The sequence below is a fragment of the Bifidobacterium sp. LH_389 genome, assembly GCF_056357235.1.
Genome location: NZ_JBKEVR010000001.1, coordinates 341239 through 362612, shown reverse-complemented (window position 1 = coordinate 362612; position 21374 = coordinate 341239). Strand labels below are relative to the sequence as shown.

Below are 21374 nucleotides of genomic sequence, written 5' to 3'. Positions count from 1 at the left end.
GCGAAAGTGCCGAATGTGCCTAGTGTGCCGAGCCGTTGCGCGTGCGCCGGTTCGCTCAGGCGACGGTGTCCCCGTGCGCGCCGGTGACGTCGAGCGCCTTGGACTGCTCGTCGGTCAGGTAGCCGAACCACTTGCCGGCGGTGGCCATGTCCTTGTCGCCGCGGCCGGAGATGTTGACGATCATGACCGGATGCTCGTAGCCCTTGGCCTTGAGGTCCGCGGCGGCCTTGTAGGCGCCCGCCACGGCGTGCGAGGATTCGATGGCGGGGATGATGCCCTCGCTGCGGCTCAGATCGCGGAAGGCGTTCATGGCCTCCTCGTCGGTGGCCCACGAGTAGTTCACGCGGCCTATGTCCTTGAGCCAGGCGTGCTCGGGGCCCACGGAGGCGTAGTCGAGGCCGGCGGAGATGGAGTACGTGTCCAGCGTCTGGCCTTCATCGGTCTCCAGCAGGTAGCTCTTGGCGCCCTGGAACATGCCAAGCTGGCCGGTGCCGGGGGCGAAACGGATGGCGTGGCGACCGGATTCGGGGCCGTTGCCGCCGGCCTCGTAGCCGTAGAGGTTCACGCGCTCGTCGTCCAGGAAGGCGTTCATGACGCCGATGGCGTTGGAGCCGCCGCCCACGCAGGCGCACACCGCGTCCGGATGGTCGATGCCGTACCAGTCCTTGAGCTGCTGCTTGGCCTCCTCGCCGATGATCTTCTGGAAGTCGCGGACCATCTCCGGGAACGGGTGCGGGCCGGCCACCGTGCCGAGCAGGTAGTGGGTGTCCTTCACGTTGGTGACCCAGTCGCGAAGGGCCTCGTTGATGGCGTCCTTGAGGATCCGGTCTCCCAGGGTGACCTCCACCACCTCGGCGCCGAGCATGCGCATGCGGGCCACGTTGAGGGCCTGACGGCGGGCGTCGATCTGGCCCATGTAGATGCGGCACTTGAGACCGAGCATGGCGCACACGGTGGCGGTGGCCACGCCGTGCTGGCCGGCGCCGGTCTCCGCGATCACGCGCGTCTTGCCCATACGCTTGACGAGCAGGGCCTGACCGAGCGCGTTGTTGATCTTGTGCGCACCGGTGTGGTTGAGGTCCTCGCGCTTGAGGAACACGCGCGGTTCGATGCCCACCTTCTCGGCGATGAGCCTGGCAAAGCGCGGCGCCTCGGTCAGCGGGCTCGGGCGGCCCACGTAGCGCTGGTTCAGGGTGACGAGCTCCCGGGTGAACTCCGGGTCGGCCTTGGCCTCGTCGTACACGCGCTGCAGCTCGTCAAGCGCGGTGATGAGCGCCTCGGGCACGTAGCGGCCGCCGAACTGGCCCCAGTACGGGCCGTGGTGTTCGCTCAGCGGGGTGGTTTCGGATGCTTTCACTCGGTTGCCTGCCTTTACTAGTCGTTCCACTGCAAGTTCATGGTCGTCGGCGGTGGCCACGCCCTCGCCCACCAGTACGGCGTCCGCGCCGGCCCGGCCGTAGTCCTCCACCTCCACGGCACCGAACACGCCGGATTCCGCGACCTTGACCACGTCCTCGGGCAGATCCGCCGCCAGTTCGCGGTATTTGTTCACTTCCACCTTCAGGTCCTTGAGGTTGCGGGCGTTGATGCCGATCACGCGGGCGCCGGCCTTGCGGGCGCGGTCGATCTCCTCGCGCGTGTGGGTTTCCACGAGCACGGTCATGCCGAGGTCGTGCGCGAGGTCCAGCAGGTGCTTGAGCTTCGCGTCGTCCAGCGCGGCCACGATGAGCAGCACCAGATCGGCGCCGTGCGCGCGCGCCTCCCACACCTGATAGTCGGTGACGATGAAGTCCTTGCGCAGCAGCGGGATGCGCACGGCCTCGCGCACCTTGTCGAAGTCGCCGAGGCTGCCCAGAAAGCGGCGTCCCTCGGTGAGTACGGAGATGGCGCTGGCGCCGCCGCGCTCGTAGTCGCGTGCCAGCGCAGCCGGGTCGGGGATGTCCGAGAGACGGCCCTTGGACGGCGATGCGCGCTTGATCTCCGCGATGACCGGAATGCCGTCGGTCTTCCTCAGCCGCGGAATCGCATCGATCGGAGCGGGGGCGGCCACGGCGGCCTCCTTGAGCTCCTCGAGCGGTGTGACCCTCTCGCGCGCGGCGGCGTCCTCGACGGCTCCCGCCACCAAATCATCCAAAACCGACATGATGCTCCCTCTTGATGCTTGCGACGCACTCCCGCGCCCGGACAAGGCATGTACGAATCATGCGCCACTGTAGGCCCCGGAACGCGTGATCGCCCGCGACGTTCCACGTTCCGGGCAACGGGACGCCGCGGGAATGCTCCCTGAGCGGTTCAGGCGCCGACCAGCTGCGCGGCGATCTGCACGGATTCCACGCTCGCCTCCGCCTTGTTGCGGGTCTCCTGCCACTCGTTGGCCGGCACCGAGTCGAGCACGATGCCCGCCCCGGCCTGCACGCTGGCCTCGTGATCGCGGATGAACGCGGTGCGGATGGCGATGGCCATGTCCATGTTGCCGGAGAAGTCGAAGTAGCCGATCGTGCCGCCGTAGATGCCGCGGTCGGCGGGCTCAAGCTCGTCGATGATCTCCACCGCGCGCGGCTTGGGCGCTCCGGACAGCGTGCCGGCGGGGAACGCGGAGGTGAACACGTCGAACGCGGTCAGGTCGCCCCTCACGTGGCCGGTCACGGTGGAGCAGATGTGCATGATGTGACTGAAGCGCTTGATGTCCATGAGGGAGACCACCTCGACGCTGTCCGGGTCGCATACGCGGCTCAGGTCGTTGCGGCTCAGGTCCACGAGCATGATGTGCTCGCTACGCTCCTTCGGGTCCGCCAGCAGCTCCTTGGCGAGCCGCTCGTCCTCCTCCGGGGTGGCACCGCGCGGACGGGAGCCGGCAATCGGAAACGTCATGGCGTGCCCGTCGTCCACCTTGATGAGCGTCTCCGGGCTGGAGCCGATCACGCTGAAGTCGCGGCCCTGCGCGTCGGTGAGGGCCATGAAGTACATGTAAGGGCTGGGGTTCAGGGTGCGCAGCACGCGGTACACGTCGAACGGGTCAGCCGGCGAATCGATGTCGAGCCGCTGGGAGATGACCACCTGGAACACGTCGCCGTCCACGATGTGCCGCTTGGCGTCCTCGACGGCATGCTCGTACTCGGCCTTGGCGGACCGGAAGCGCAGTTCGGGCTGCGGCACGGACGGGTCGAGCACGCTCACGCGGTTCTCATGCGGCTGCGGGGTGGCGGCGGCGCGCTGCATGCGGTCCAGACGTGCGACCGCGTCGTCATAGGCGAAGTCGGCGCGCGTGGGACGGTCGTCGAAGTTCACCGCGTTGGCGATGATCCACACCGAGCCGTTGACGTGGTCCACGACGGCGATGTCCGTGGCGAGGGCGAGTACGGTCTCCGGCTGGCCGGTCTCGTCCGGTGCCTCGCCGCGCAGGGTGGGCTCCCAGTGGCGGATGGCGTCCCAGCCGACCGTGCCCACGAGGCCGCCCGTGAGGTTCGGCAGGCCCTTGACGTCCGGGGCCTTGAGCGCGGCCAGCGCGGCGCGGGCCACGTCCACCACGTCGCCTTCGACCGGCACGCCGGCCGGCACCTTGCCGAGCCAGTCGGCCTTGCCGTCACGGGAGCGCAGCTGGGCCACCGAGTTGACCCCGATGAACGAGTATCGGCTCCATGAACCGCCGTATTCCGCCGATTCGAGGATGAACGTGCCGCTGCGTCCGCCGGCGAGCCGCTCGTAGAAGCCGACCGGCGTGAGCGAGTCGGCGAGGAGCCTGCGCACGATGGGGATCACGCGGTAGCCCTGATCGGCCAGTGCGTGGAATTCCTCGCGGCTCGGCCACGTGCCGCCCCATGCCAGATGTTCGACGTTGCAAGACGTGTTCGTGCCCGTGCTCATCGTGCGTTCTCCTCCCCTTCGCGTTCGCTTTCCTGTTCCTGCGTGCGGTGCCCGACGACGACCGGCAGCGGCCCGCCCTCGAGGAAGCAGGAGCGTTTGCCGGTGTGGCAGGCGGCCCCCACCTGATCCACCTCCACGAGCAGCGCGTCGCCGTCGCAGTCGAGCGAGACGGCCTTGACGTACTGCACATGGCCGGACGTGTCCCCCTTGCGCCAGTATTCCTGACGGGAGCGCGACCAGAAGGTCACGCGGCCGCTCGTCAGTGTGCGGCGCAGCGCCTCGTCGTTCATGTAGCCCACCATGAGCACCTCATGGGTGTCGTACTGCTGGATCACCGCGGCCACGAGCCCCTTGGCATCGCGCTTGAGCCGCGCGGCGATCCTCGGGTCCAGCGCCGTGGCGTTGTCGTATTCGACCGTCGTGTCCGATCCTGTCATGTCCGTCATCCTAATCGCCCCGTCAATGTTCGTGAGTTTGCGTTGTTCGTGGTTTGCGCCCCGCCGTGCCGTGCGCGTCCCGCCCGTTCAGCGGACGGTGTAGCCGTGCCGCTTCAGTTCTGCCTTCACGTCGCCGATGGTCATCTTGCCGTAGTGGAACACCGATGCGGCGAGCACCGCGTCGGCCCCGGCCTCGATGGCGGGCGGGAAGTCCTCCACCTTGCCCGCGCCTCCGGAGGCGATGATCGGGATCTTCACCTCGCGGCGCACCGCGCGGATCATCTCAAGGTCGAAGCCCTCCTGCGTGCCGTCAGCGTCCATCGAGTTGAGCAGGATCTCCCCCGCGCCCAGCTCCTCGGCGCGCTTGACCCACCAGATCGCGTCGATGCCGGTGGACTTGCGGCCGCCCATGGTGGTCACCTCGAAACCCGACTGCGTGTGCTGCTCGCCCTTCTCGCGGCGAGCGTCCACGGACAGTACGAGCACCTGATTGCCGAACCGGTCGGCCACGCGGCTGATGAGCGTCGGGTCGTTGATCGCGGCCGTGTTCACGCCCACCTTGTCGGCGCCGCAGCGCAACAGGGAATCCACGTCCTCTGGGGTGCGCACACCACCGCCCACCGTCAGCGGGATGAAGATCTGCTCGGCGGTGCGCGAGACCACGTCGATCATGGTCTGGCGGTGCGAGCTCGAAGCGGTCACGTCGAGGAACGTGAGTTCGTCCGCGCCCTGGCGGTAATACTCGCGGGCCAGTTCCACCGGGTCGCCGGCGTCGCGCAGATTTTCGAAATGCACGCCCTTGACGACGCGCCCGGCGTCAACGTCCAGGCATGGGATCACTCGAACCGCAAGCGACATGGCCACACTCCTGTTCCATCGCTGTTCCATCGTTTCCGTACAACCGTTCAGCGTAGCTTCCGCCCGTTACATCGGTCCGCATGATGGACGCCCGTCGGCACCCGCTACTCGGCCGCGGCCGCTCCGACGGGCACGTCGACCCGCTCCTTGGCGGCGAGCTGTCCGCAGGCGCCGTCGATGTCCTGGCCGCGGGTGTCGCGCAGCGTGGCGGTGATGCCCGCCGCGTGCAGGATCTCCAGGAAGCGCTGCTCGTCCTCGGGCTTGGAGGCCGTCCACCGGGAGCCTTCGATGGGGTTGAGAGGGATGGGGTTCACGTGGGCCCAGTTGTCGCCGTAGTGGTTGATGCGCTTGGCGAGCAGGCGGGCGTGCTCGGCCTGGTCGTTGATGCCGCGCATGAGCGCGTATTCGATGCTCACGCGGCGCTTGGAGGCGAGGAAGTAGTCATGCGCCGCATCCAGCACGGCGGTGGTGTCGAAACGGCGGTTCATGGGCACCAGCTCGTTGCGCAGCTCGTCGCTCGGCGCGTGCAGGGAGACGGCCAGACGCACGGGCAGGCCCTCCTTGGCGAGCTTCCTGATGCCCGGCACCACGCCCACGGTGGACACGGTGATGTTGCGCGCGGAGATGCCGAAGCCCTCCGGCGGTGCGGCGCTGATCTGACGAACGGCGGACAGGACCGACCGGTAGTTGCCCATCGGCTCGCCCATGCCCATGAACACCACGTTGCTCAGGCGTCCCGGCCCGCCGGCCACGTCGCCGTCACGCATCATCCTGGCGGCCACACGCACCTGCTCGACGATCTCCCCGGCGGACATGTTGCGCGTCAAGCCCATCTTGCCGGTGGCGCAGAACGGGCAGCCCATGCCGCAGCCGACCTGCGAGGAGATGCACAGCGTGGTGCGCGAGGGATAGCGCATGAGCACGGATTCGATGAGCGAGCCGTCGAACAGGCGCCACAGGGTCTTGACGGTCATGCCCTCGTCCGCCACCTGACGGGTGACCTCGTGGATGAGCTCGGGGAAGAAGGTTCTGGCGGCCTCCTCGCGCTTGGCGGCGGGAAAGTCGGTGAATTCGGCGGCGTTCACGTCGAAGTTGCCGTAGTAGTGTTTGGCGAGCTGGTTGACGCGGAATTTGGGCAGGCCGAGCTCGGCGGCCGCAGCGATGCGCTCCTCGCCCGTCATGTCCGCGAAGTGCACGGGCGGCTTGCCGCGGCGCGCATGGTCGCGGCTCAATACGTCGCGGAACGCTCCCTCGGTGCCGCCTTCGGTGATGCCGGTCTCCGGTTCGGTTCCCTCGTGGTGCTGCTCGTTGGTCATGCCTGACCCTTCCCTTCGCTGAAGTACCATGCTATGATACGCCGACGCCCCGCCGGCGGCCACGCGGGGACAGCCGGGATGCCCGGAACCGTTACAGCCCGGTGGCGAACAGCAGGAGGGCGAGGACGGGTGCGCACATGAGGATCGAATCGACGCGGTCCAGCACGCCGCCGTGCCCCTTGAGCAGATGGCCCATGTCCTTGATGCCCAGATCGCGCTTGATCATGGAGGCGCACAGGTCACCGTACGTGCCCACGATGCCCACGAGCACGCCGGCGACGATCGGCACCCACCAATGGGTGGCCCAGTGCTGGGCGTCGTAGGTGACGGCGAAGATGGCGAACGCGCCGGCCATGGCGAAGAGCATGGAGCCGGCCAGTCCCTCGTAGGACTTCTTGGGGCTGATGCGCGGCGAGAGCTTGTGCTTGCCGAACGCGGCGCCGAAGAACAGGCCTCCCGTGTCCGACAGGGCCGGCAGGAACACGCTCATGCAGGCGTGGGCCACCGGATGGCCACCGAAGGTGAGCGGAAAGATGAGGTAGCAGGCCAGCACCTCGATGTACAGGATGGTGAGCATGGTGACGCCCACGTTGGCGAGCCGACTCGCCTTGGGGGCCTGCCGTTCGGGATTGAATGAGGAGGCGCGGCGGATGGCGGCGTCCGATGCGGACAGCTTGCGCGCCACGGCCATGGGCACGCGGGTGCCGAAGCTCAGACGCGCGGTGGATGCTGGCAGGGTGACGACGATCGTGGCCATAACCCCCAGCGACATGGCCGCGAAATGCCAGGGCGCATAGTAGGTGGCGAACATGGTGCCCGCCGAGCACAGGGCCAGCGCCACGAAGGGGATGTGCAGGCCCACGGTGGCGAAGTCGATGCGCAGCTCCCACAGGCCCAGCGTCATGAACAGCACGATCAGGGCGACGTACACGTCGATCCTGACGGCGAGGGCCGCCAGAATGATGGCGACGAGCAACGCGCCGGTGGCTATGGCCTGCGGCATGTTACGGCCGGTGCGTTTGTTGATGGCGTCGATCTGATCGTGCTGGTCCATGATGGATGTTCCGGTTGGGATGCGAAGGCAGGCTCGGGGTCAGACCTCGAGGATTTCCTTCTGCTTGGTGTCGAGCAGGGCGTCGATCTCGTCGGTGGTGGACTTGGTGACCTTGTCCAGCTCCTTGAGCAGACGATCGCCTTCGTCCTCGCCCATGTCGCCGTCCTTGACGGCCTTGTCGATGGATTCCTTGGTCTTGCGGCGGATGTTGCGCACCGCGACCTTGCCGTCCTCGGCCTTGCCCTTGGCGATCTTGACGTACTCCTTGCGGCGCTCCTCGGTGAGCTCCGGCATGGTGACGCGGATCACGTTGCCGTCGCGGTTCGGGCTCACGCCGAGATCGGAGTCACGGATGGCGCGTTCCACGGCCGCGGCCTGAGACTTGTCGAACGGGGTGACGGCGAGGGTGCGCGGCTCCGGCACGCCGATGGAAGCCACGGACTTGATGGGCGTGGGGGAACCGTAGTAGTCCACCACGATGCCGTTGAGCAGCGCCGGGTTGGCGCGGCCGGTGCGGATGCCTGCGAAGTTCTCCTTGGTGTTCTCGATGCTCTTGGCCATCTGTTCCTTGGCCTGATCGACGACGGTTGCCATGTTTGCTCCTTTGGTTGCGTTTTGTCGTTCTTGGGGTTGTCTCCCATGCCCGCACTGCGGCGGGGCTCGTCACTGAGCGAGGGTGGATTCCGCGGAGGAGACGAAGGTGCCGATCTCCTCGCCCACCAGGGCGCGCGTCACGTTGCCCGGCTCCTCGAGGCCGAACACGCGGATGCACTGGCGGTTGTCGCGGGCCATGGACAGTGCGGCGGCGTCCATGACGGCCAGATTGTCCACGAGGGCGCGCTTGTAGCTCAGCGTGGCGAAGCGCTTGGCGGCCGGGTCCTTGCGCGGGTCGGCGGTGTAGACGCCATCCACGCCGTTCTTGCCCATGAGCACCTCGTCGCAGTGGATCTCCAGGGACCGCTGGATGGAGACGGTGTCCGTGGAGAAGTACGGCATGCCGGCGCCCGCACCGAAGATGACCACGCGGCCCTTCTCGAGATGACGGATGGCCTTGAGGGGGATGTACGGCTCGGCGACCTGCCCCATGGTGATGGCGGTCTGCACGCGGGTGGCCTGGCCCTCCTGCTCGAGGAAGTCCTGCAGCGCAAGGCAGTTCATGACCGTGCCGAGCATGCCCATGTAGTCGCCGCGCGAACGGTCGATGCCGGCCTGCTGCAACTCGGCGCCGCGGAAGAAGTTGCCGCCGCCCACCACTATGGCGACCTGCACACCCTGACGGACCGCCGGGACGATCTCCTCGGCGATGCGACGGATGACGGTGGTGTCGATGCCCACCTTACCGCCGCCGAAGGCCTCTCCGGAAAGCTTGAGCAGTACCCTGCGGGATCTGTCTGCAGTCATATGCGCCCTTTCTTCGGTTCGGTCACGCGGCGAATCGATGCCGCGAAACCGCGAAATCTACCGTTTCTCAGCCTATCCGCAAACGACGACACCGGCCGGCAGCGACGCGCGGGAAACAGGGAGAAACGGCAGACGGCGACGACCCGTGCACTCGGCACGACTCGTCGCCGTCTGAACAAGTTCGCCGTCCGGTTCGTTCACCGAACGAACGGTTCACCTATTGGGAGGGAGTCTCACTCCTCTTCCTCGCCCTTGCCGACCTCGATGCGGGCGAAGGCCAGGGCCTTGCCGCCCACCTCCTCGAACAGCTTGCCGACGGTCTTGGACGGATCCTTGACGAACGGCTGCTCGAGGAGGACGACCTCCTTGTAGAAGGCGTTGAGACGGCCCTCGACGATCTTGGGGACGATCTTCTCCGGCTTGCCCTCGGCCAGGGACTTCTCGGTGGCCACACGACGCTCGGACTCGACCACGTCGGCCGGAACGTCCTCGCGGGTGAGCCACTTGGCGCCCATGGCGGAGATCTGCAGGGCGGCCTCGTGGGCCACCTTGGCGCCGGCCTCGTCGGTGGCGATCATGGCCACGATGCTCGGCGGCATCTCGGCGGACTTCTTGTGCGCGTAGATCTCGACGTGCGGGCCGGAGACCTTGGCGAACTGGCCGAGCTTGACGTGCTCGCCGAACAGGGCGGCGGCCTCCTCGACGGCCACCTTCACGGACTCGGCGTCGCCGGCCTTGGCGGCGAGCAGCTCGTCCACGGAGTTGGCGTCGGCGGCGACGGCGTAGTCCACGACGGTGTCGGTGAACTCGACGAACTTCGGGGTCTTGGCCACGAAGTCGGTCTCGGAGTTGACCTCGACGGCGTAGCCGGTCTCACCGGCGTCGGTCTTGACGACCTTGGAGCCGATGGTGCCCTCCTGGGCCTTGCGGCCCTCGCGCTTGCCGGCGGCCTGAATGCCCTTCGCGCGGATGATCTCCTTGGCGCGGGCCACGTCGCCTTCGGCTTCGGTGAGCGCCTTCTTGACGTCCATCATGCCGGCGCCGGTGTCCTCACGGACCTGCTTGATCAGAGCGGCGGTAATTGCTGCCATGAAATTCTCCCTTGAGATGAAACTCGATTGTTATCCTTCGCTAAAAAGGAGGTGCAACCGTGATTGCACCTCCCATCCTAGCGAGTGGCGAACCCTAACGGATTCACTCGGCCTTGGCTTCGCCTTCGGCGGACTCGGCCGGGGCGGCTTCGGCGGCGGCCGGAGCCTCGGTGCCCTGCTGCAGCAGGTCCTTCTCCCAGGCGGCCATCGGCTGCTCGGCGGCTTCGCCCTCGGCCTTGGCGACCTGGCCGGAACGCTCGAGCAGACCGTCGGCGACGGCGTCGGCGAACAGGGTGGTCAGCAGCTCGATGCCGCGGATGGCGTCATCGTTGGCCGGGATCGGGTAGTCCACGGACTCCGGATCGGTGTTGGTGTCCACCAGGGCCACGACCGGGATGCCGAGCTTGTGGGCTTCCTCGACGGCCAGCGCCTCCTTGTTGATGTCCACGACGAACATCGCGGAGGGGGTGCGGTTCATGTTGCGGATGCCGCCCAGCTGCTTGGCCAGCTTGTCCTTCTCGCGCTCGAGGAGCAACAGCTCCTTCTTGGTCAGGCCGGAGCCGTGCACGTCGGAGAAGTCCATCTCCTCGAGCTCCTTGAGGCGGGAGACGCGCTTGGAGACGGTCTGGAAGTTGGTGAGCATGCCACCGAGCCAGCGCTCGGAAACGTAGGGCATGTTCACGCGGGTGGCCTGCGTGGAGATGGCTTCCTGGGCCTGCTTCTTGGTGCCGACGAACAGCACGGTGCCGTTGTGCGCGACGGTGGCCTTGATGAAGTCGTAGGCCTTGTCGATCAGCTCAAGGGACTTGAACAGGTTGATGATGTGGATGCCGTTGCGCTCCATGAGGATGTACTGCTTCATCTTCGGGTTCCAGCGGCGGGTCTGGTGTCCGAAGTGAACGCCGGCCTTGAGCATTTCGCTCATCGTGATCTGTGCCATAGCACTGCCTTTCTTGTCGGTTCTTGCCTGGCCATGCGCACCCGTATGCAACCCTCCCCTCGCGGGGCGGGCCGACCGACACGGGCCGTCGCGGACATGACGCGAATTTGGCGTGTGCCGCTAGACGATAATGGGTGGTCCGGGACGCCTGCGACTGCGTCCCTCGCCGGGTTGGCACACAAACTGTCAGAATAGCACGGCGGCGGGACCGGCCGCTACTTGGCGTGGGCGCGCATGTAGCGCATCGCCTCGCGGCGCTCCTCCTTCTCCAGACGGTCCAGATAGACGTGACCGTCGAGATGGTCGGTCTCGTGCTGGAGCATGCGGCCCATGAGCCCGTGCCCTTCGAGCACGACGGTCCGCCCGTCCAGATCGATGCCGCGCACGCGCGCGTAGTCGGCGCGGCGGGTCTTGTACCACAGGCCGGGCACCGACAGGCATCCCTCGTCGCCGTACTGCTCGCCGCTGGTCTCCTCGAGCACCGGGTTGAGCACGTAGCCAACCTTGCCTTCGATGTTATAGGAGAAGGCCCTCAGGCTCACGCCGATCTGGTTGGCGGACAGGCCCGCGCGTCCCGGGTCGTCAACGGTGTCGAGCAGGTCCTGCACGAGCCTCCTGACTGCCGGGGTGATGGTGGTGATCTCGTCGCACGGCGTGCGCAGCACCGGGTCGGGAACGACCCTGATTTCTCGAATGGCCACTGGTCGGTTACTCCTCGTGGATGTCGTTGCGGTCGGCGGCGTCGCCACGTTCGGCGTTGTCGCCGCGGCCCTCGCCCTCGCCGTCCGGCGCGCCGGTCTCGCCGGTCTCGCCGTCCTGGGCCTTGGGTCGCTTCATCTTCCCCTGCACGCTAGCAATGGAATCCGACACGTTGACGCGCGCCTGATCAAGCGCCTGACGGACCACGGGGCTCACCGATTCGGAGGCCTGACGAACGGATTCGGAGACCTGCTGCACGGTTTCCGCCGTACGGTCGATGATCTTCACCGAAGCCGGCGTGGGGCGCGCGGACCCCTTGGGCGCGTAGATCTCCCCGTCGATCACATCCGCGTAGCGCTGGAGCACCTTGGGACGTACCACCTTCAGGCTCGGGGTGAGCGTGCCGGTCTCCTGGCTGAACTCCTCGGTGAGGATGGCGAACTTACGCACCGATTCGGCACGCGACACGCCGGCGTTCGCCTTGTCCACGTACTGCTGGATGAACGCACGCACGGCGTCGTTGCCCTTGGCCTCGGCGAGCGTCATGCCACCGTCGAGCCCCTGCCCCTCGAGCCACGAGCGCAGCATGTCCGGTTCGAGCTCGATGAGCGCGGAGACGAACGGGCGGCCGTCGCCGACCACCACCGCATGCTGGACGATCGGGCACGTGTCGATGATGTCCTCCATGGGCGCCGGGCTGATGTTCTTGCCGCCGGCGGTGATGATGATGTCCTTCTTGCGGCCGGTGATGAACACGAAGCCCTTGTCGTCGATCATGCCCAGATCCCCGGTCCTGAGCCACGTGTCGCCGTCCATGGCCTCGGCGGTCATCTGCGGGTTGCGGTAGTAGCCCAGAAATACGTTGGGACCGCACACCTCCAGTTCGCCGTCGTCCGCCACGCGCACACCCATGCCCGGTCCGGGCCGGCCCACGGAGCCGACCTCGTTGGCGTCCTCCCAATTGACGAGCATCGGGGCGGCGGTCTCCGTCATGCCGTAGCCCTGGATGAACGTGATGCCGTCCATGCCGTTGAAGAAATGAGCCAGATCGTTGTTGATCGGCGCGCCGCCGCAGGCCAGAAACTTCAGGTTCGGGCCGAGCGCGGAACGTACCGACGAGCCGACGGAAAACATGAAGAACGCGCGTTCGATCCGCTGCACGATCGAGTGCCCGGTGCCATCCTGCTCGGCTTCACTCCACGCGACGAAGTGGCGGAACGCCCTGGCGAACACCCGGCCCTTGAGCCCGGCGCCGGCCTTCTGCGAGGCGGCGTTGTAGACCTTCTCGAACACGCGCGGCACTCCGAGCAGGTACGTGGGCTTGAAGCTCCTCAGATCCGCAAGCAGGTGCTTGGCACCCGGAATGTAGCCGATTACGCCGTGGCCGCCGATGGCCACATACTGGATGTAGCGGGCGAAGCAGTGCGCCAGGGGCAGGAACAGCAGCAGACGGTTGTCGTTGTACAGCATGTTGGGCAGAATCTCGTAGCCGTTGAGCACGATGTGCGTGTAGTTGCGGTTCGACAGCATCGCGCCCTTCGGCTTGCCGGTGGATCCGGACGTGTAGACGATGGTGAGCAGATCGTCCGCCTTGACGCGCCCGATGGCGGCATCCAGATCGGCGTCGGAGACGGAACGGCCGAAGTCGGCGAGGGCATCGAGCCCATCGGCCTTGAAGTTGAACACATATTTCAGGGAGCCGTTGCCGTCATTGCGGATCTGCTCGAGGGACTGAGCGTGGTCGAAGTCGCCGGCGAAGGCCACCACGGGCTCCACCTCCTCGATGATCCCCGCCGACTGCTTGATCGAGTCGGTCTCGTAGATCGGCACGAGCACGGCGCCCACGGCCGCGCACGCGAAGTCCACCACACCCCACTCGTAGCAGGTGGGCGAATAGACGATCACGCGTTCGCCCTTGACCGCGCCCACGGCGAGCAGACCCTTGGCCACCTCGCGCACGCGCGCCAGCATGTCCTTCGCGGTCACGTCGTGCCAATGGCGAGTCTCGTCGTCCTGCCATTGGGCGATCACGCCCTCCGGATCCCCGGCCGCCCGCCGGGCCAGCAGCGAAAAGACGGTGTCCTCGTCCGTCGTGGTGTACTTGATCGGTTCGATGTTCTCCTTGCGCATGCTCCTAACTATAATTCAGCCCAGGTCGAGCGTGGTGCACAGCCATCGACCGCCCATGTAGTCGAAGACGACGGTGGACCAGTAGTCGGTGCGCCCCACGCACAGGTGGACCCACGCCTCCACGTGGTCGGCGCTGCGCACCACGGCGTCGATGCCCTTGGCTTCGACCGGCAGCCGCAGGGCGTGCCGGCCCAGCTCCGGGTGGCGCTGCAGATGCGAACGGTACAGCAGCGCCATGGTGGCCAGCTTGCGCACGGTGCGCGTGGTGGCCGCGCGTACGAGCTTGCCGGCGTCGAGCCGTCCACGCACGATCTCCATGGCCCGGCAGGCCAGCTGCGCCGCCGCGGCCGCAAGTCCGATGCCATCCTGCCGGGTCATGTCCCGGCTCACGTAACGGCAGATGCGCAGGGGAATCGCATCGCCCTCCCCCGTCAGCTGCACGTCAACCTGAAACGAATCTGAAACGCTGTCCATGATGCTTCCTTGCCCTTCTCTCGGAAAGTCTCCGTGGCTCTCCTACCCTGAGCTGTACATCATGGCAGGGCCCCGGTCAAATCGCGACCGGGGCCCTGTGGATAAGTGGATGGCCGACGCCGCTGTGGACGAACGTGGCCCATCCCCTGCAACGCGTTGGCCTAGCGCGCGGCGTTCGGGGTGACGACCATGCCGCAGCGCTGGAAATTCTTCACGTCCACGTAACCCGTGGACGCCATGGCGCGGCGCAGCGCACCGATGAAGTTCACGCGGCCGTCGGCCTGATGGCTCGGTCCGAACAGGATCTGCTCGAGCGGCGCCACGGTGCCCACGTTCGCACGGTAGCCGCGCGGCAGGGTCTGGTGGCGGGCCTCGGCGCCCCAGTGCATGCCCTTGCCGGGGGCTTCGGTGGCGCGGGCCAGCGGGGCGCCCAGCATGACGGCGTCCGCGCCGAGCGCGAAGGCCTTGACGAAGTTGCCGGAATCTCCCATGCCGCCGTCGGCGATCACCTGCACGTAGCGGCCACCGGACTCGTCCATGTAGTCGCGGCGCGCCTCGGCCACGTCGGCGATGGCGGTGGCCATCGGGGCATGCACGCCGATCGTGGTGCGCGTGGCGGACACGGCGCCGCCGCCGAAGCCCACGAGCACGCCCGCCGCACCCGTGCGCATGAGGTGCAGGGCCGCCGTGTAGTTGGCCGCGCCGCCCACGATCACCGGTACGTCGAGATCGTAGATGAACTTCTTGAGGTTGAGCGGCTCGTGGGTCTGCGAGACGTGCTCGGCGGAGACGGCGGTGCCGCGGATCACGAACAGGTCCACGCCGGCGTCCACCACGGTCGAATAAAACTGCTGGGTGCGCTGCGGGGACAGGGCGCCGGCCACGGTCACGCCCGCGTCGCGGATCTCGTGCAGACGCTGCGTGATGAGCTCGGACTTGACCGGCTCCGCGTAGATCTGCTGGATGCGCGCGATCGCCTTGTCGCCGTCGAGCGCGGCGATCTCGTCGAGCAGCGGCTGCGGATCCTCGTAGCGGGTCCACAGGCCCTCGAGGTCCAGCACACCCAGACCGCCGAGGCGGCCCATCGCGATGGCGGTGGCGGGGCTGGTCACGGAGTCCATGGGGGCGGCGATGACCGGAATGTCGAATTCGTAGGCATCCACCTGCCACGATGTGGACACGTCCTGCGGATCGCGCGTCCTGCGGGAGGGGACGATGGCGACATCGTCCAGAGAGTAGGCGAGACGGGCCTTCTTGCCGAGACCGATTTCAATTTCCTGAGACATGGCTACTAGGCTAATGCCGCCTTGCGACCGGCGTGTTCCAACGCCGTAACCATTTGGAGACATTCGGTCTGGTATTGCTGTGGATGAATACGCCCCACGAAAGACGAGGAGGATCGCATGGGCAAGATCAAGGTCGAAGGAACCGTCGTCGAGCTTGACGGCGACGAGATGACGCGCGTGATCTGGAAGGACATCAAGGACAAGCTCATCCTGCCCTACCTCGACGTGAACCTCGACTACTACGATCTGGGCATCGAGAACCGCGACGCCACGGACGACCAGGTGACCATCGACTCCGCCAGGGCCATCCAGAAGTACCACGTGGGCGTCAAGTGCGCCACCATCACGCCGGACGAGGCCCGCGTCAAGGAGTTCGGCCTCAAGAAGATGTGGAAGTCCCCCAACGGCACCATCCGCAACATCCTGGGCGGCACCATCTTCCGCGAGCCGATCGTCATCTCCAACATCCCGCGTCTGGTGCCCGGCTGGACCAAGCCGATCGTGGTGGCCCGCCACGCCTTCGGCGACCAGTACAAGGCCACCGACTTCAAGGTGCCGGGGGCCGGTCGCCTGACCGTCACCTTCACCCCGTCCGACGGCTCCGCGCCGATCGAGCATGTGGTCTACGACTACGGCGAGGACGGCGGCGTGGCTCAGGTGCAGTACAACGCCAACGACTCCATCCGCGGATTCGCACGCGCCTGCTTCAACTACGGGCTCATGCGCCACTACCCGGTGTACCTGTCCACCAAGAACACCATCCTCAAGGCGTACGACGGCCAGTTCAAGGACATCTTCGCCGAGGTGTTCGAGACCGAGTACAAGGACCGCTACGAAGAGGCCGGGCTGACCTACGAGCACCGCCTGATCGACGACATGGTCGCCAGCTCCCTCAAGTGGCATGGCGGCTACATCTGGGCATGCAAGAACTACGACGGCGACGTCCAGTCCGACTCCGTGGCGCAGGGCTTCGGCTCGCTGGGCCTCATGACCTCCGTGCTCATGACCCCCGACGGGCAGACCGTGGAGGCCGAGGCCGCACACGGCACCGTGACCCGCCACTACCGCCGCTGGCTCAAGGGCGAGAAGACGTCCACCAACCCCATCGCATCCATCTTCGCGTGGACCGGCGGCCTCAAGCACCGCGCGGATCTGGACGGCACCCCCGAGGTCCGTCACTTCGCCGAAACGCTGGAGAAGGTGATCGTGAAGACTGTCGAAGGCGGCCAGATGACCAAGGACCTCGCCATGCTCGTGGGTCCCGACCAGCCGTGGCTGGACACCGAAGGCTTCATGAACGCCCTCGACGAGAACCTCGCCAAGGCGCTCGCCGAGTGAGTCTTTCTCGGTGACGCCTTCTCGGTGACGCCTTCCCGGTGATGCAATCCAATCGAGCCCTGTGCCGCAGACTCACGGCACAGGGCTTGTTGTTGTTCCGCGGACATTGTGCCCGCGCTGTGCCCCGGCGTGACCCCGGCGTGACCGTAGTAAGGTGGAACCGTATTGTCCGTTGACCCGGGTGCCGAGGTCCCGCAGACCGTGCGGTCCCGCAGATTGTGGTGAGGTGCGATTCGTGAAAGCGTCGAAGGCGATGAGACGACTGGGAGCACGACTGGCCTGCGCGCTGTCCGTCCTCGCCGTATCGCTTTCCATGGCCGCATGCGCCTTCGCCCGGCCCAATCCCTCCCCATCCACCACGGCTCCCTCCGACGGCGCGTCCGCAAGCGTTTCCGCAAGTGCATCCGCTTCGTCCCCCACCGGTTCCGTGGCCATCTTCGTGCCGTCCGACGGACTCACGCTCAGCCAGAACACGCCGACCAACAAGTGGGCGGCCCTGTCCAAGGACATCCAGCAGGCGGTCTCTTCGCAGAACGCGGCTGCGACCGTGAAGGCGACTGCGTCAAACGACCTCAACGCGCAAAGCCAGGCGGTGCAGGACTACGTCGTCAACACCCTCAACGGCGGCGACCAGGATGCGGTCAAATCCACCACGCTCATCGTCGCGCCCGTCACCGCGTCCGACGCCGTCACCCGCCAATACGGCGATTATGTGCGTCAGGACGTGACGTGGAGCGAGGCAACCGACGGGCTGACCGACGCCGAACGCACGCAGCGCGCCGCAGGGCAGCGGCTGACGAATGCGCTCACCCTCGCGAAGGAATCCGGCATGCACGTGGTGCTGGTGTCCAACCAGCTGCAGGGCTTCACGCCGGACCTGTTCGTGGCGTTCGCCACCGCACGGGACATCGGCCGCATTCAGGCGCAACAGCTGGTGAGCAAGCTGGAACTGGACCGTACCAGTGCGGACAATCCCAAGAACATCGAAGTACTGCTCCCCTACATCGCCACGCGCAAGGACGGCACGCCAGTGAGCACGACGTTCGTCTCCGAGGCTTTCGCCGGCATCTGGGAGGTGCTCGGCCCGTACTTCCGCGACGGCAGGGCCGTAAGCCCCTCGCGGCTTCTGGGCTCCTCCTCCACCGAGGACAGCTGGTCGCAGCTCACGTTCGATCCCAGCGGAACGGACGGCGTCAACAGCGAGATCATCGAACGGCTCGGCATGCGCGATGCATCAAAGCACCGGCGCATCGACGGCATTCTCGCCATGAACGACTACATCGCCTCCCAGACGGTCTCCACGCTCACCGATCTGGGCTACACCGGCTCGGCGGCGGACATCAATCCGGAGATCAGCATCTCGGACATCGTGGGCAGCTTTGCCGGCAAGGTGGACCTGCAGCGCGGCAGCGTTCCCGACCCGCGCAAAGCGCCCACCAACGCGCCGACCGCCAGCCCGTCCACAGGATCCGGCATCACGCTGCCGTTTGCCGACGCGCTCAACGGCGCTGCCACGGACAAGGACGCCGACGACGACCCCGACTGGCCCATCATCACCGGCTACGGCGCCTACGTGGACACCATCCCCCAGATCGTCAACGGCAAGCAATGGATGACCGCGCTCGGCAACCGCAAGGACACCGCCACGGCGATCGCACAGACCGTGGCCACGTTCAACGGCGGCGGAGACATAGCCTCAGTGGAGGGCGTGTCCGTGCACGACTATGGCAGCGACGAGACCGGCAACAAGGCCAGTGTGCCCACCATCGCCAAGGACCAGCTGCCCGTCGCCGCATCGAACCTCAAGGCTATGCTCATCGACCCGGGCTACGTGACGCCCGCCGACGCCGGGTTGTGATGCCGCCCAGACCGGCATTTCGCGCGATCGGTCCAACCTGTGCGCCCTGCGATGCAGATTGGACCGATCATGCGATTTTCGGGCCCCAAAACGGCCGTTTTTTCGTCCGATCGGTCCAAACTGCGAAAACGGGCGCACAGGTTGGACCGATTGCGCCGATCGGCCGAACGCGCGAAAGCACATATCCGCCGTTGGGTCACTTCAGGCGGGGATTCATAGCGACGCGAGATGCTCGGCGGGTCCGACTTGCGGTTGACGCTGCGTAAGGGGCCACACTGGTTGCAGCGACGCAGACCGTGCGTCGCGGACAGGAACGGAAAACACTGCTTTCATAAGGAGATGTGTCATGAGCGAGCACGGAACCATGGCGGGCAACGGGACCCGCATCAATGCCGGCATGTTCGACGTGGAGGGCGATCTGCTGGACGCGAACCAGCTGTGGCCGATCAATCAGGCCGCTCAGGTCAGCGGCGTGACGACGCGCACGCTACGGTATTACGACGAGACCGGCTTGGTCAGGCCCACCGAGACCTCCGCCGGCGGCGAACGATGGTATGACTGGCCGACCCTGGTCCGGATCCAGTTCGTGATACTGCTGCGCGATGCCGGACTGTCTGTTGCGGACATCGCCGCGATAGCGCAGCCGGGGGCACACAGCATCCGACAGGCCATCGATGCCAAGACGGAGGATCTGCACCGTGAAATCGCAGCGATACGGCACAGGTTGCAAGTGCTGCACAACCTGTCCGACCTGTGCGACGATAACGGAGACATTCCCCAGATGCGCCGGACCGCATCCAATCCGGCATTGGCCCGATACGGAATCGCCGCAGCGCAACGGTGGGGCGAACTCTCCGACGAGCAACGCAGGCGAATCGAACGGACGCGGGACGATGCCGAACGCCATGCACGTGAGGCGATGCTCGCCGACGCCAGGCAATGGAAGCAGCTGTTCGACTCCGGCGTCTCCCCGGATTCTCCGGAGGCGCAGCAGCTGGCCGAACGCATCTTGCACCGGAACATCCAAGCGGCGGCGGCGAACGCCACGATGTCCGATGCCGACTCGCCGTCGCCGGCCATACCGCTGTCGGCCACGCTTGACGCGATTCGCACCGCGCTGACCGGCGATCCGCGTTTCGCCGACCCCTGCGGTGCGGCGCTTTACGGCAGCAAGGCCTGCGCGGACTTCGCCAACGAGGCCATCCGCATCCATGCGCAGCATGTTGCCGAACGCTTTGCGAATGATGTGCGGCCGGACAGCGTGCACAAGTAGATGTGGAGTAAGAATGTGATCTCACGGATCCAAGCAAAAAGCCCCGGACAAAAACCGGGGCTTTGCAGAAGCTCCTGCGGCTGGGCTTGAACCAGCGACCGTCCGATTAACAGTCGGATGCTCTGCCAACTGAGCTACGCAGGAATGTTCAATTATTCGAGTCGGCCTGAGCCGAACCGAGCTCCTGCGGCTGGGCTTGAACCAGCGACCGTCCGATTAACAGTCGGATGCTCTGCCAACTGAGCTACGCAGGAATGGCTTTCGTGCAGTGGATTTCTCCAGCGCACAAGACAGATACTTTACAACAGCATTGCGAAAATGCAAATCAGCGTGTCTTACGGCATGTCTTCGGCGTGCCGGATGCCGCATCGGCCAGCGTTTTCCGCGGTATTGCAACGCTTTCCCCGATCATCGCTTGCAATGCGACGGGAAAAGCAGTCTGAAACCGGAAGGAAGGGGTGAAAGCTCAAGAAAGACGACACGCCGAAGCGCCGCGACGGAAGCCCGTATATCAGACGCCCGTAGGTCTTACCCACATTCGACCACAGGCGTCCGCCGATTGGACCCACGTGTGCGCCTCGGCCAGACTCGTCCGTACTGCGGCTGTCGGCCTCATCGGCGGGCCATGCCGCAGGATTCCAAGCCAGAAATGAAAGGACGCAGCCATGGCGATGACGAGACGCGGCCATGCCGCCGAAATGCGACGCCGCACAGCCAAGGCACGCCGGTACGCCGAAGAGTGCCTCCGCAAACGGATGCGCGCGATCGCCTTTGCCATGCTGACCGCTCTGGCGACGGCCCTGTGCGCCACCATGGTCACTGCCACGCCCCGGGCGCTTGCCGATGCCGGAGAACGACCCTCCGGCTGCCTTGCGACCATGGACTGGCCGCTGCGCACGGTTTCAGGTGAACCGCCCGCATTGCTCGAGCCGTTTCAGGAACCGCCGGAGCCGTGGCTCGCCGGGCATCGCGGCGTGGATCTGCAAGCTGTGGCCGGAGACATGATTCGCGCACCGGCGGACGGAATGATTGCGTTTTCCGGACGGGTGGGAGGCAAGGACGTGGTCAGCGTGCGGCATGGCATGTTCGCCTCCACATTCGAGCCGGCGGTCAGCGATCTGGCGGTCGGCGCGACAGTGGCACGGGGAAGCCCGTTCGCCACGGTTTCCGGTCACAGCGACCACTGCGACGGCAAATGCCTGCACTGGGGCATCAGATGGGGCGTCGAAACCGGGAAACGCATATACCGCGACCCGGCCGAAATGGCGGGCAGGCACCGCATTGTGATCAAATCGGCCGAATCGCCGCGCATCCGCCGATCGGACCGGCATGCACGGTAGAATCCGTACGTAGAT

The 21374-nt window shown here is 66.3% G+C and carries 19 protein-coding genes and 2 tRNA genes; 5 read left to right on the top strand and 16 right to left on the bottom strand.

The features are described 5' to 3' along the window. Positions 1–55: 55 nt before the first annotated feature. The 14 genes from AC1AZA_RS01535 to AC1AZA_RS01470 all read right to left on the bottom strand — a co-directional run bounded on the left by AC1AZA_RS01535 (position 56) and on the right by AC1AZA_RS01470 (position 15550). Positions 56–2143 carry a bifunctional indole-3-glycerol phosphate synthase/tryptophan synthase subunit beta gene (locus AC1AZA_RS01535; RefSeq protein WP_476512985.1) on the bottom strand — a complete coding sequence of 696 codons (2088 nt, stop codon included), beginning with the start codon at positions 2141–2143 and terminating at the stop codon, positions 56–58. Between the two features lie 149 nt (positions 2144–2292). Next, positions 2293–3864 (bottom strand): anthranilate synthase component I, encoded by a 1572-nt coding sequence (locus tag AC1AZA_RS01530; protein WP_476512984.1) that lies wholly within the window; start codon positions 3862–3864, stop codon positions 2293–2295. Next, positions 3861–4310, bottom strand: coding sequence for a phosphoribosyl-AMP cyclohydrolase (gene hisI / locus AC1AZA_RS01525; RefSeq protein ID WP_476512983.1), 450 nt, complete (start codon positions 4308–4310; stop codon positions 3861–3863). The genes AC1AZA_RS01530 and hisI overlap by 4 nt, the downstream gene beginning before the upstream one ends. Before the next feature lie 78 nt (positions 4311–4388). Further along, entirely contained in the window at positions 4389–5159 is a 771-nt protein-coding gene (hisF, locus tag AC1AZA_RS01520) for an imidazole glycerol phosphate synthase subunit HisF (protein ID WP_476512982.1), read from the bottom strand. 104 nt (positions 5160–5263) lie between these two features. Beyond that, on the bottom strand, positions 5264–6475 hold the full coding sequence (gene rlmN / locus AC1AZA_RS01515) for a dual-specificity RNA methyltransferase RlmN (RefSeq protein ID WP_476512981.1): 1212 nt from the start codon (positions 6473–6475) through the stop codon (positions 5264–5266). Between the two features lie 91 nt (positions 6476–6566). Next, positions 6567–7529, bottom strand: a complete 963-nt coding sequence (locus AC1AZA_RS01510; RefSeq protein WP_476512980.1) for a phosphatidate cytidylyltransferase — start codon at positions 7527–7529, stop codon at positions 6567–6569. A 39-nt stretch (positions 7530–7568) separates the two neighbouring features. Then, positions 7569–8123, bottom strand: coding sequence for a ribosome recycling factor (gene frr, locus AC1AZA_RS01505; protein ID WP_476512979.1), 555 nt, complete (start codon positions 8121–8123; stop codon positions 7569–7571). Positions 8124–8192: 69 nt separating this feature from the next. Next, on the bottom strand, positions 8193–8930 hold the full coding sequence (gene pyrH / locus AC1AZA_RS01500) for a UMP kinase (protein WP_476512978.1): 738 nt from the start codon (positions 8928–8930) through the stop codon (positions 8193–8195). Positions 8931–9163: 233 nt separating this feature from the next. Further along, on the bottom strand, positions 9164–10021 hold the full coding sequence (gene tsf / locus AC1AZA_RS01495; RefSeq protein WP_476512977.1) for a translation elongation factor Ts: 858 nt from the start codon (positions 10019–10021) through the stop codon (positions 9164–9166). Between the two features lie 103 nt (positions 10022–10124). Next, positions 10125–10961 carry a 30S ribosomal protein S2 gene (rpsB, locus tag AC1AZA_RS01490; protein ID WP_476512976.1) on the bottom strand — a complete coding sequence of 279 codons (837 nt, stop codon included), beginning with the start codon at positions 10959–10961 and terminating at the stop codon, positions 10125–10127. A 215-nt stretch (positions 10962–11176) separates the two neighbouring features. Then, complete coding sequence (locus AC1AZA_RS01485; RefSeq protein ID WP_476512975.1) at positions 11177–11662, bottom strand: peptide deformylase; 486 nt, start codon at positions 11660–11662, stop codon at positions 11177–11179. 7 nt (positions 11663–11669) lie between these two features. After that, positions 11670–13790 carry an AMP-dependent synthetase/ligase gene (locus AC1AZA_RS01480; RefSeq protein WP_476512974.1) on the bottom strand — a complete coding sequence of 707 codons (2121 nt, stop codon included), beginning with the start codon at positions 13788–13790 and terminating at the stop codon, positions 11670–11672. Between the two features lie 15 nt (positions 13791–13805). Next, positions 13806–14264, bottom strand: a complete 459-nt coding sequence (locus tag AC1AZA_RS01475; protein WP_476512973.1) for a hypothetical protein — start codon at positions 14262–14264, stop codon at positions 13806–13808. A 161-nt stretch (positions 14265–14425) separates the two neighbouring features. Then, positions 14426–15550, bottom strand: a complete 1125-nt coding sequence (locus tag AC1AZA_RS01470; RefSeq protein ID WP_476512972.1) for a GuaB3 family IMP dehydrogenase-related protein — start codon at positions 15548–15550, stop codon at positions 14426–14428. Positions 15551–15667: 117 nt separating this feature from the next. On the opposite strand from AC1AZA_RS01470, the gene AC1AZA_RS01465 reads away from it, so the two are divergent. The 3 genes from AC1AZA_RS01465 (at position 15668) to AC1AZA_RS01455 (ending at position 20019) form a co-directional block, all read left to right on the top strand. After that, a complete protein-coding gene (locus AC1AZA_RS01465; RefSeq protein ID WP_476512971.1) occupies positions 15668–16888 on the top strand; it encodes an NADP-dependent isocitrate dehydrogenase in 1221 nt (406 codons plus the stop codon). A gap of 235 nt (positions 16889–17123) precedes the next feature. Next, entirely contained in the window at positions 17124–18746 is a 1623-nt protein-coding gene (locus AC1AZA_RS01460; RefSeq protein WP_476512970.1) for a type 1 periplasmic-binding domain-containing protein, read from the top strand. A 346-nt stretch (positions 18747–19092) separates the two neighbouring features. Next, positions 19093–20019, top strand: coding sequence for a MerR family transcriptional regulator (locus AC1AZA_RS01455; protein WP_476512969.1), 927 nt, complete (start codon positions 19093–19095; stop codon positions 20017–20019). A gap of 71 nt (positions 20020–20090) precedes the next feature. Here the strand turns inward: AC1AZA_RS01455 and AC1AZA_RS01450 are convergent. Together AC1AZA_RS01450 and AC1AZA_RS01445 are read right to left on the bottom strand one after the other, a co-directional pair. Further along, positions 20091–20163: transfer RNA gene (locus AC1AZA_RS01450), tRNA-Asn, on the bottom strand. A 37-nt stretch (positions 20164–20200) separates the two neighbouring features. Continuing rightward, positions 20201–20273: transfer RNA gene (locus AC1AZA_RS01445), tRNA-Asn, on the bottom strand. Here AC1AZA_RS01445 and AC1AZA_RS01440 point away from each other — a divergent pair. Beyond that, positions 20274–20462 carry a hypothetical protein gene (locus AC1AZA_RS01440; protein WP_476512968.1) on the top strand — a complete coding sequence of 63 codons (189 nt, stop codon included), beginning with the start codon at positions 20274–20276 and terminating at the stop codon, positions 20460–20462. Positions 20463–20774: 312 nt separating this feature from the next. Beyond that, positions 20775–21359: a M23 family metallopeptidase gene (locus AC1AZA_RS01435; protein WP_476512967.1), complete on the top strand. Its 585-nt coding sequence runs from the start codon at positions 20775–20777 to the stop codon at positions 21357–21359. Positions 21360–21374 lie beyond the last annotated feature (15 nt).

Excerpts from the sequence above, each read along its gene's own strand:
- rlmN (WP_476512981.1), bottom strand. The coding sequence starts at position 6,475 with ATGACCAACGAGCAGCACCACGAGGGAACCGAACCGGAGACCGGCATC.
- AC1AZA_RS01465 (WP_476512971.1), top strand. The coding sequence starts at position 15,668 with ATGGGCAAGATCAAGGTCGAAGGAACCGTCGTCGAGCTTGACGGCGAC.
- AC1AZA_RS01480 (WP_476512974.1), bottom strand. The coding sequence starts at position 13,790 with ATGCGCAAGGAGAACATCGAACCGATCAAGTACACCACGACGGACGAG.
- AC1AZA_RS01435 (WP_476512967.1), top strand. The coding sequence starts at position 20,775 with ATGCGCGCGATCGCCTTTGCCATGCTGACCGCTCTGGCGACGGCCCTG.
- frr (WP_476512979.1), bottom strand. The coding sequence starts at position 8,123 with ATGGCAACCGTCGTCGATCAGGCCAAGGAACAGATGGCCAAGAGCATC.
- AC1AZA_RS01440 (WP_476512968.1), top strand. The coding sequence starts at position 20,274 with ATGGCTTTCGTGCAGTGGATTTCTCCAGCGCACAAGACAGATACTTTA.
- AC1AZA_RS01475 (WP_476512973.1), bottom strand. The coding sequence starts at position 14,264 with ATGGACAGCGTTTCAGATTCGTTTCAGGTTGACGTGCAGCTGACGGGG.
- AC1AZA_RS01510 (WP_476512980.1), bottom strand. The coding sequence starts at position 7,529 with ATGGACCAGCACGATCAGATCGACGCCATCAACAAACGCACCGGCCGT.
- AC1AZA_RS01530 (WP_476512984.1), bottom strand. The coding sequence starts at position 3,864 with ATGAGCACGGGCACGAACACGTCTTGCAACGTCGAACATCTGGCATGG.
- tsf (WP_476512977.1), bottom strand. The coding sequence starts at position 10,021 with ATGGCAGCAATTACCGCCGCTCTGATCAAGCAGGTCCGTGAGGACACC.
- pyrH (WP_476512978.1), bottom strand. The coding sequence starts at position 8,930 with ATGACTGCAGACAGATCCCGCAGGGTACTGCTCAAGCTTTCCGGAGAG.
- AC1AZA_RS01535 (WP_476512985.1), bottom strand. The coding sequence starts at position 2,143 with ATGTCGGTTTTGGATGATTTGGTGGCGGGAGCCGTCGAGGACGCCGCC.
- AC1AZA_RS01455 (WP_476512969.1), top strand. The coding sequence starts at position 19,093 with ATGAGCGAGCACGGAACCATGGCGGGCAACGGGACCCGCATCAATGCC.
- rpsB (WP_476512976.1), bottom strand. The coding sequence starts at position 10,961 with ATGGCACAGATCACGATGAGCGAAATGCTCAAGGCCGGCGTTCACTTC.
- AC1AZA_RS01470 (WP_476512972.1), bottom strand. The coding sequence starts at position 15,550 with ATGTCTCAGGAAATTGAAATCGGTCTCGGCAAGAAGGCCCGTCTCGCC.
- hisF (WP_476512982.1), bottom strand. The coding sequence starts at position 5,159 with ATGTCGCTTGCGGTTCGAGTGATCCCATGCCTGGACGTTGACGCCGGG.
- hisI (WP_476512983.1), bottom strand. The coding sequence starts at position 4,310 with ATGACGGACATGACAGGATCGGACACGACGGTCGAATACGACAACGCC.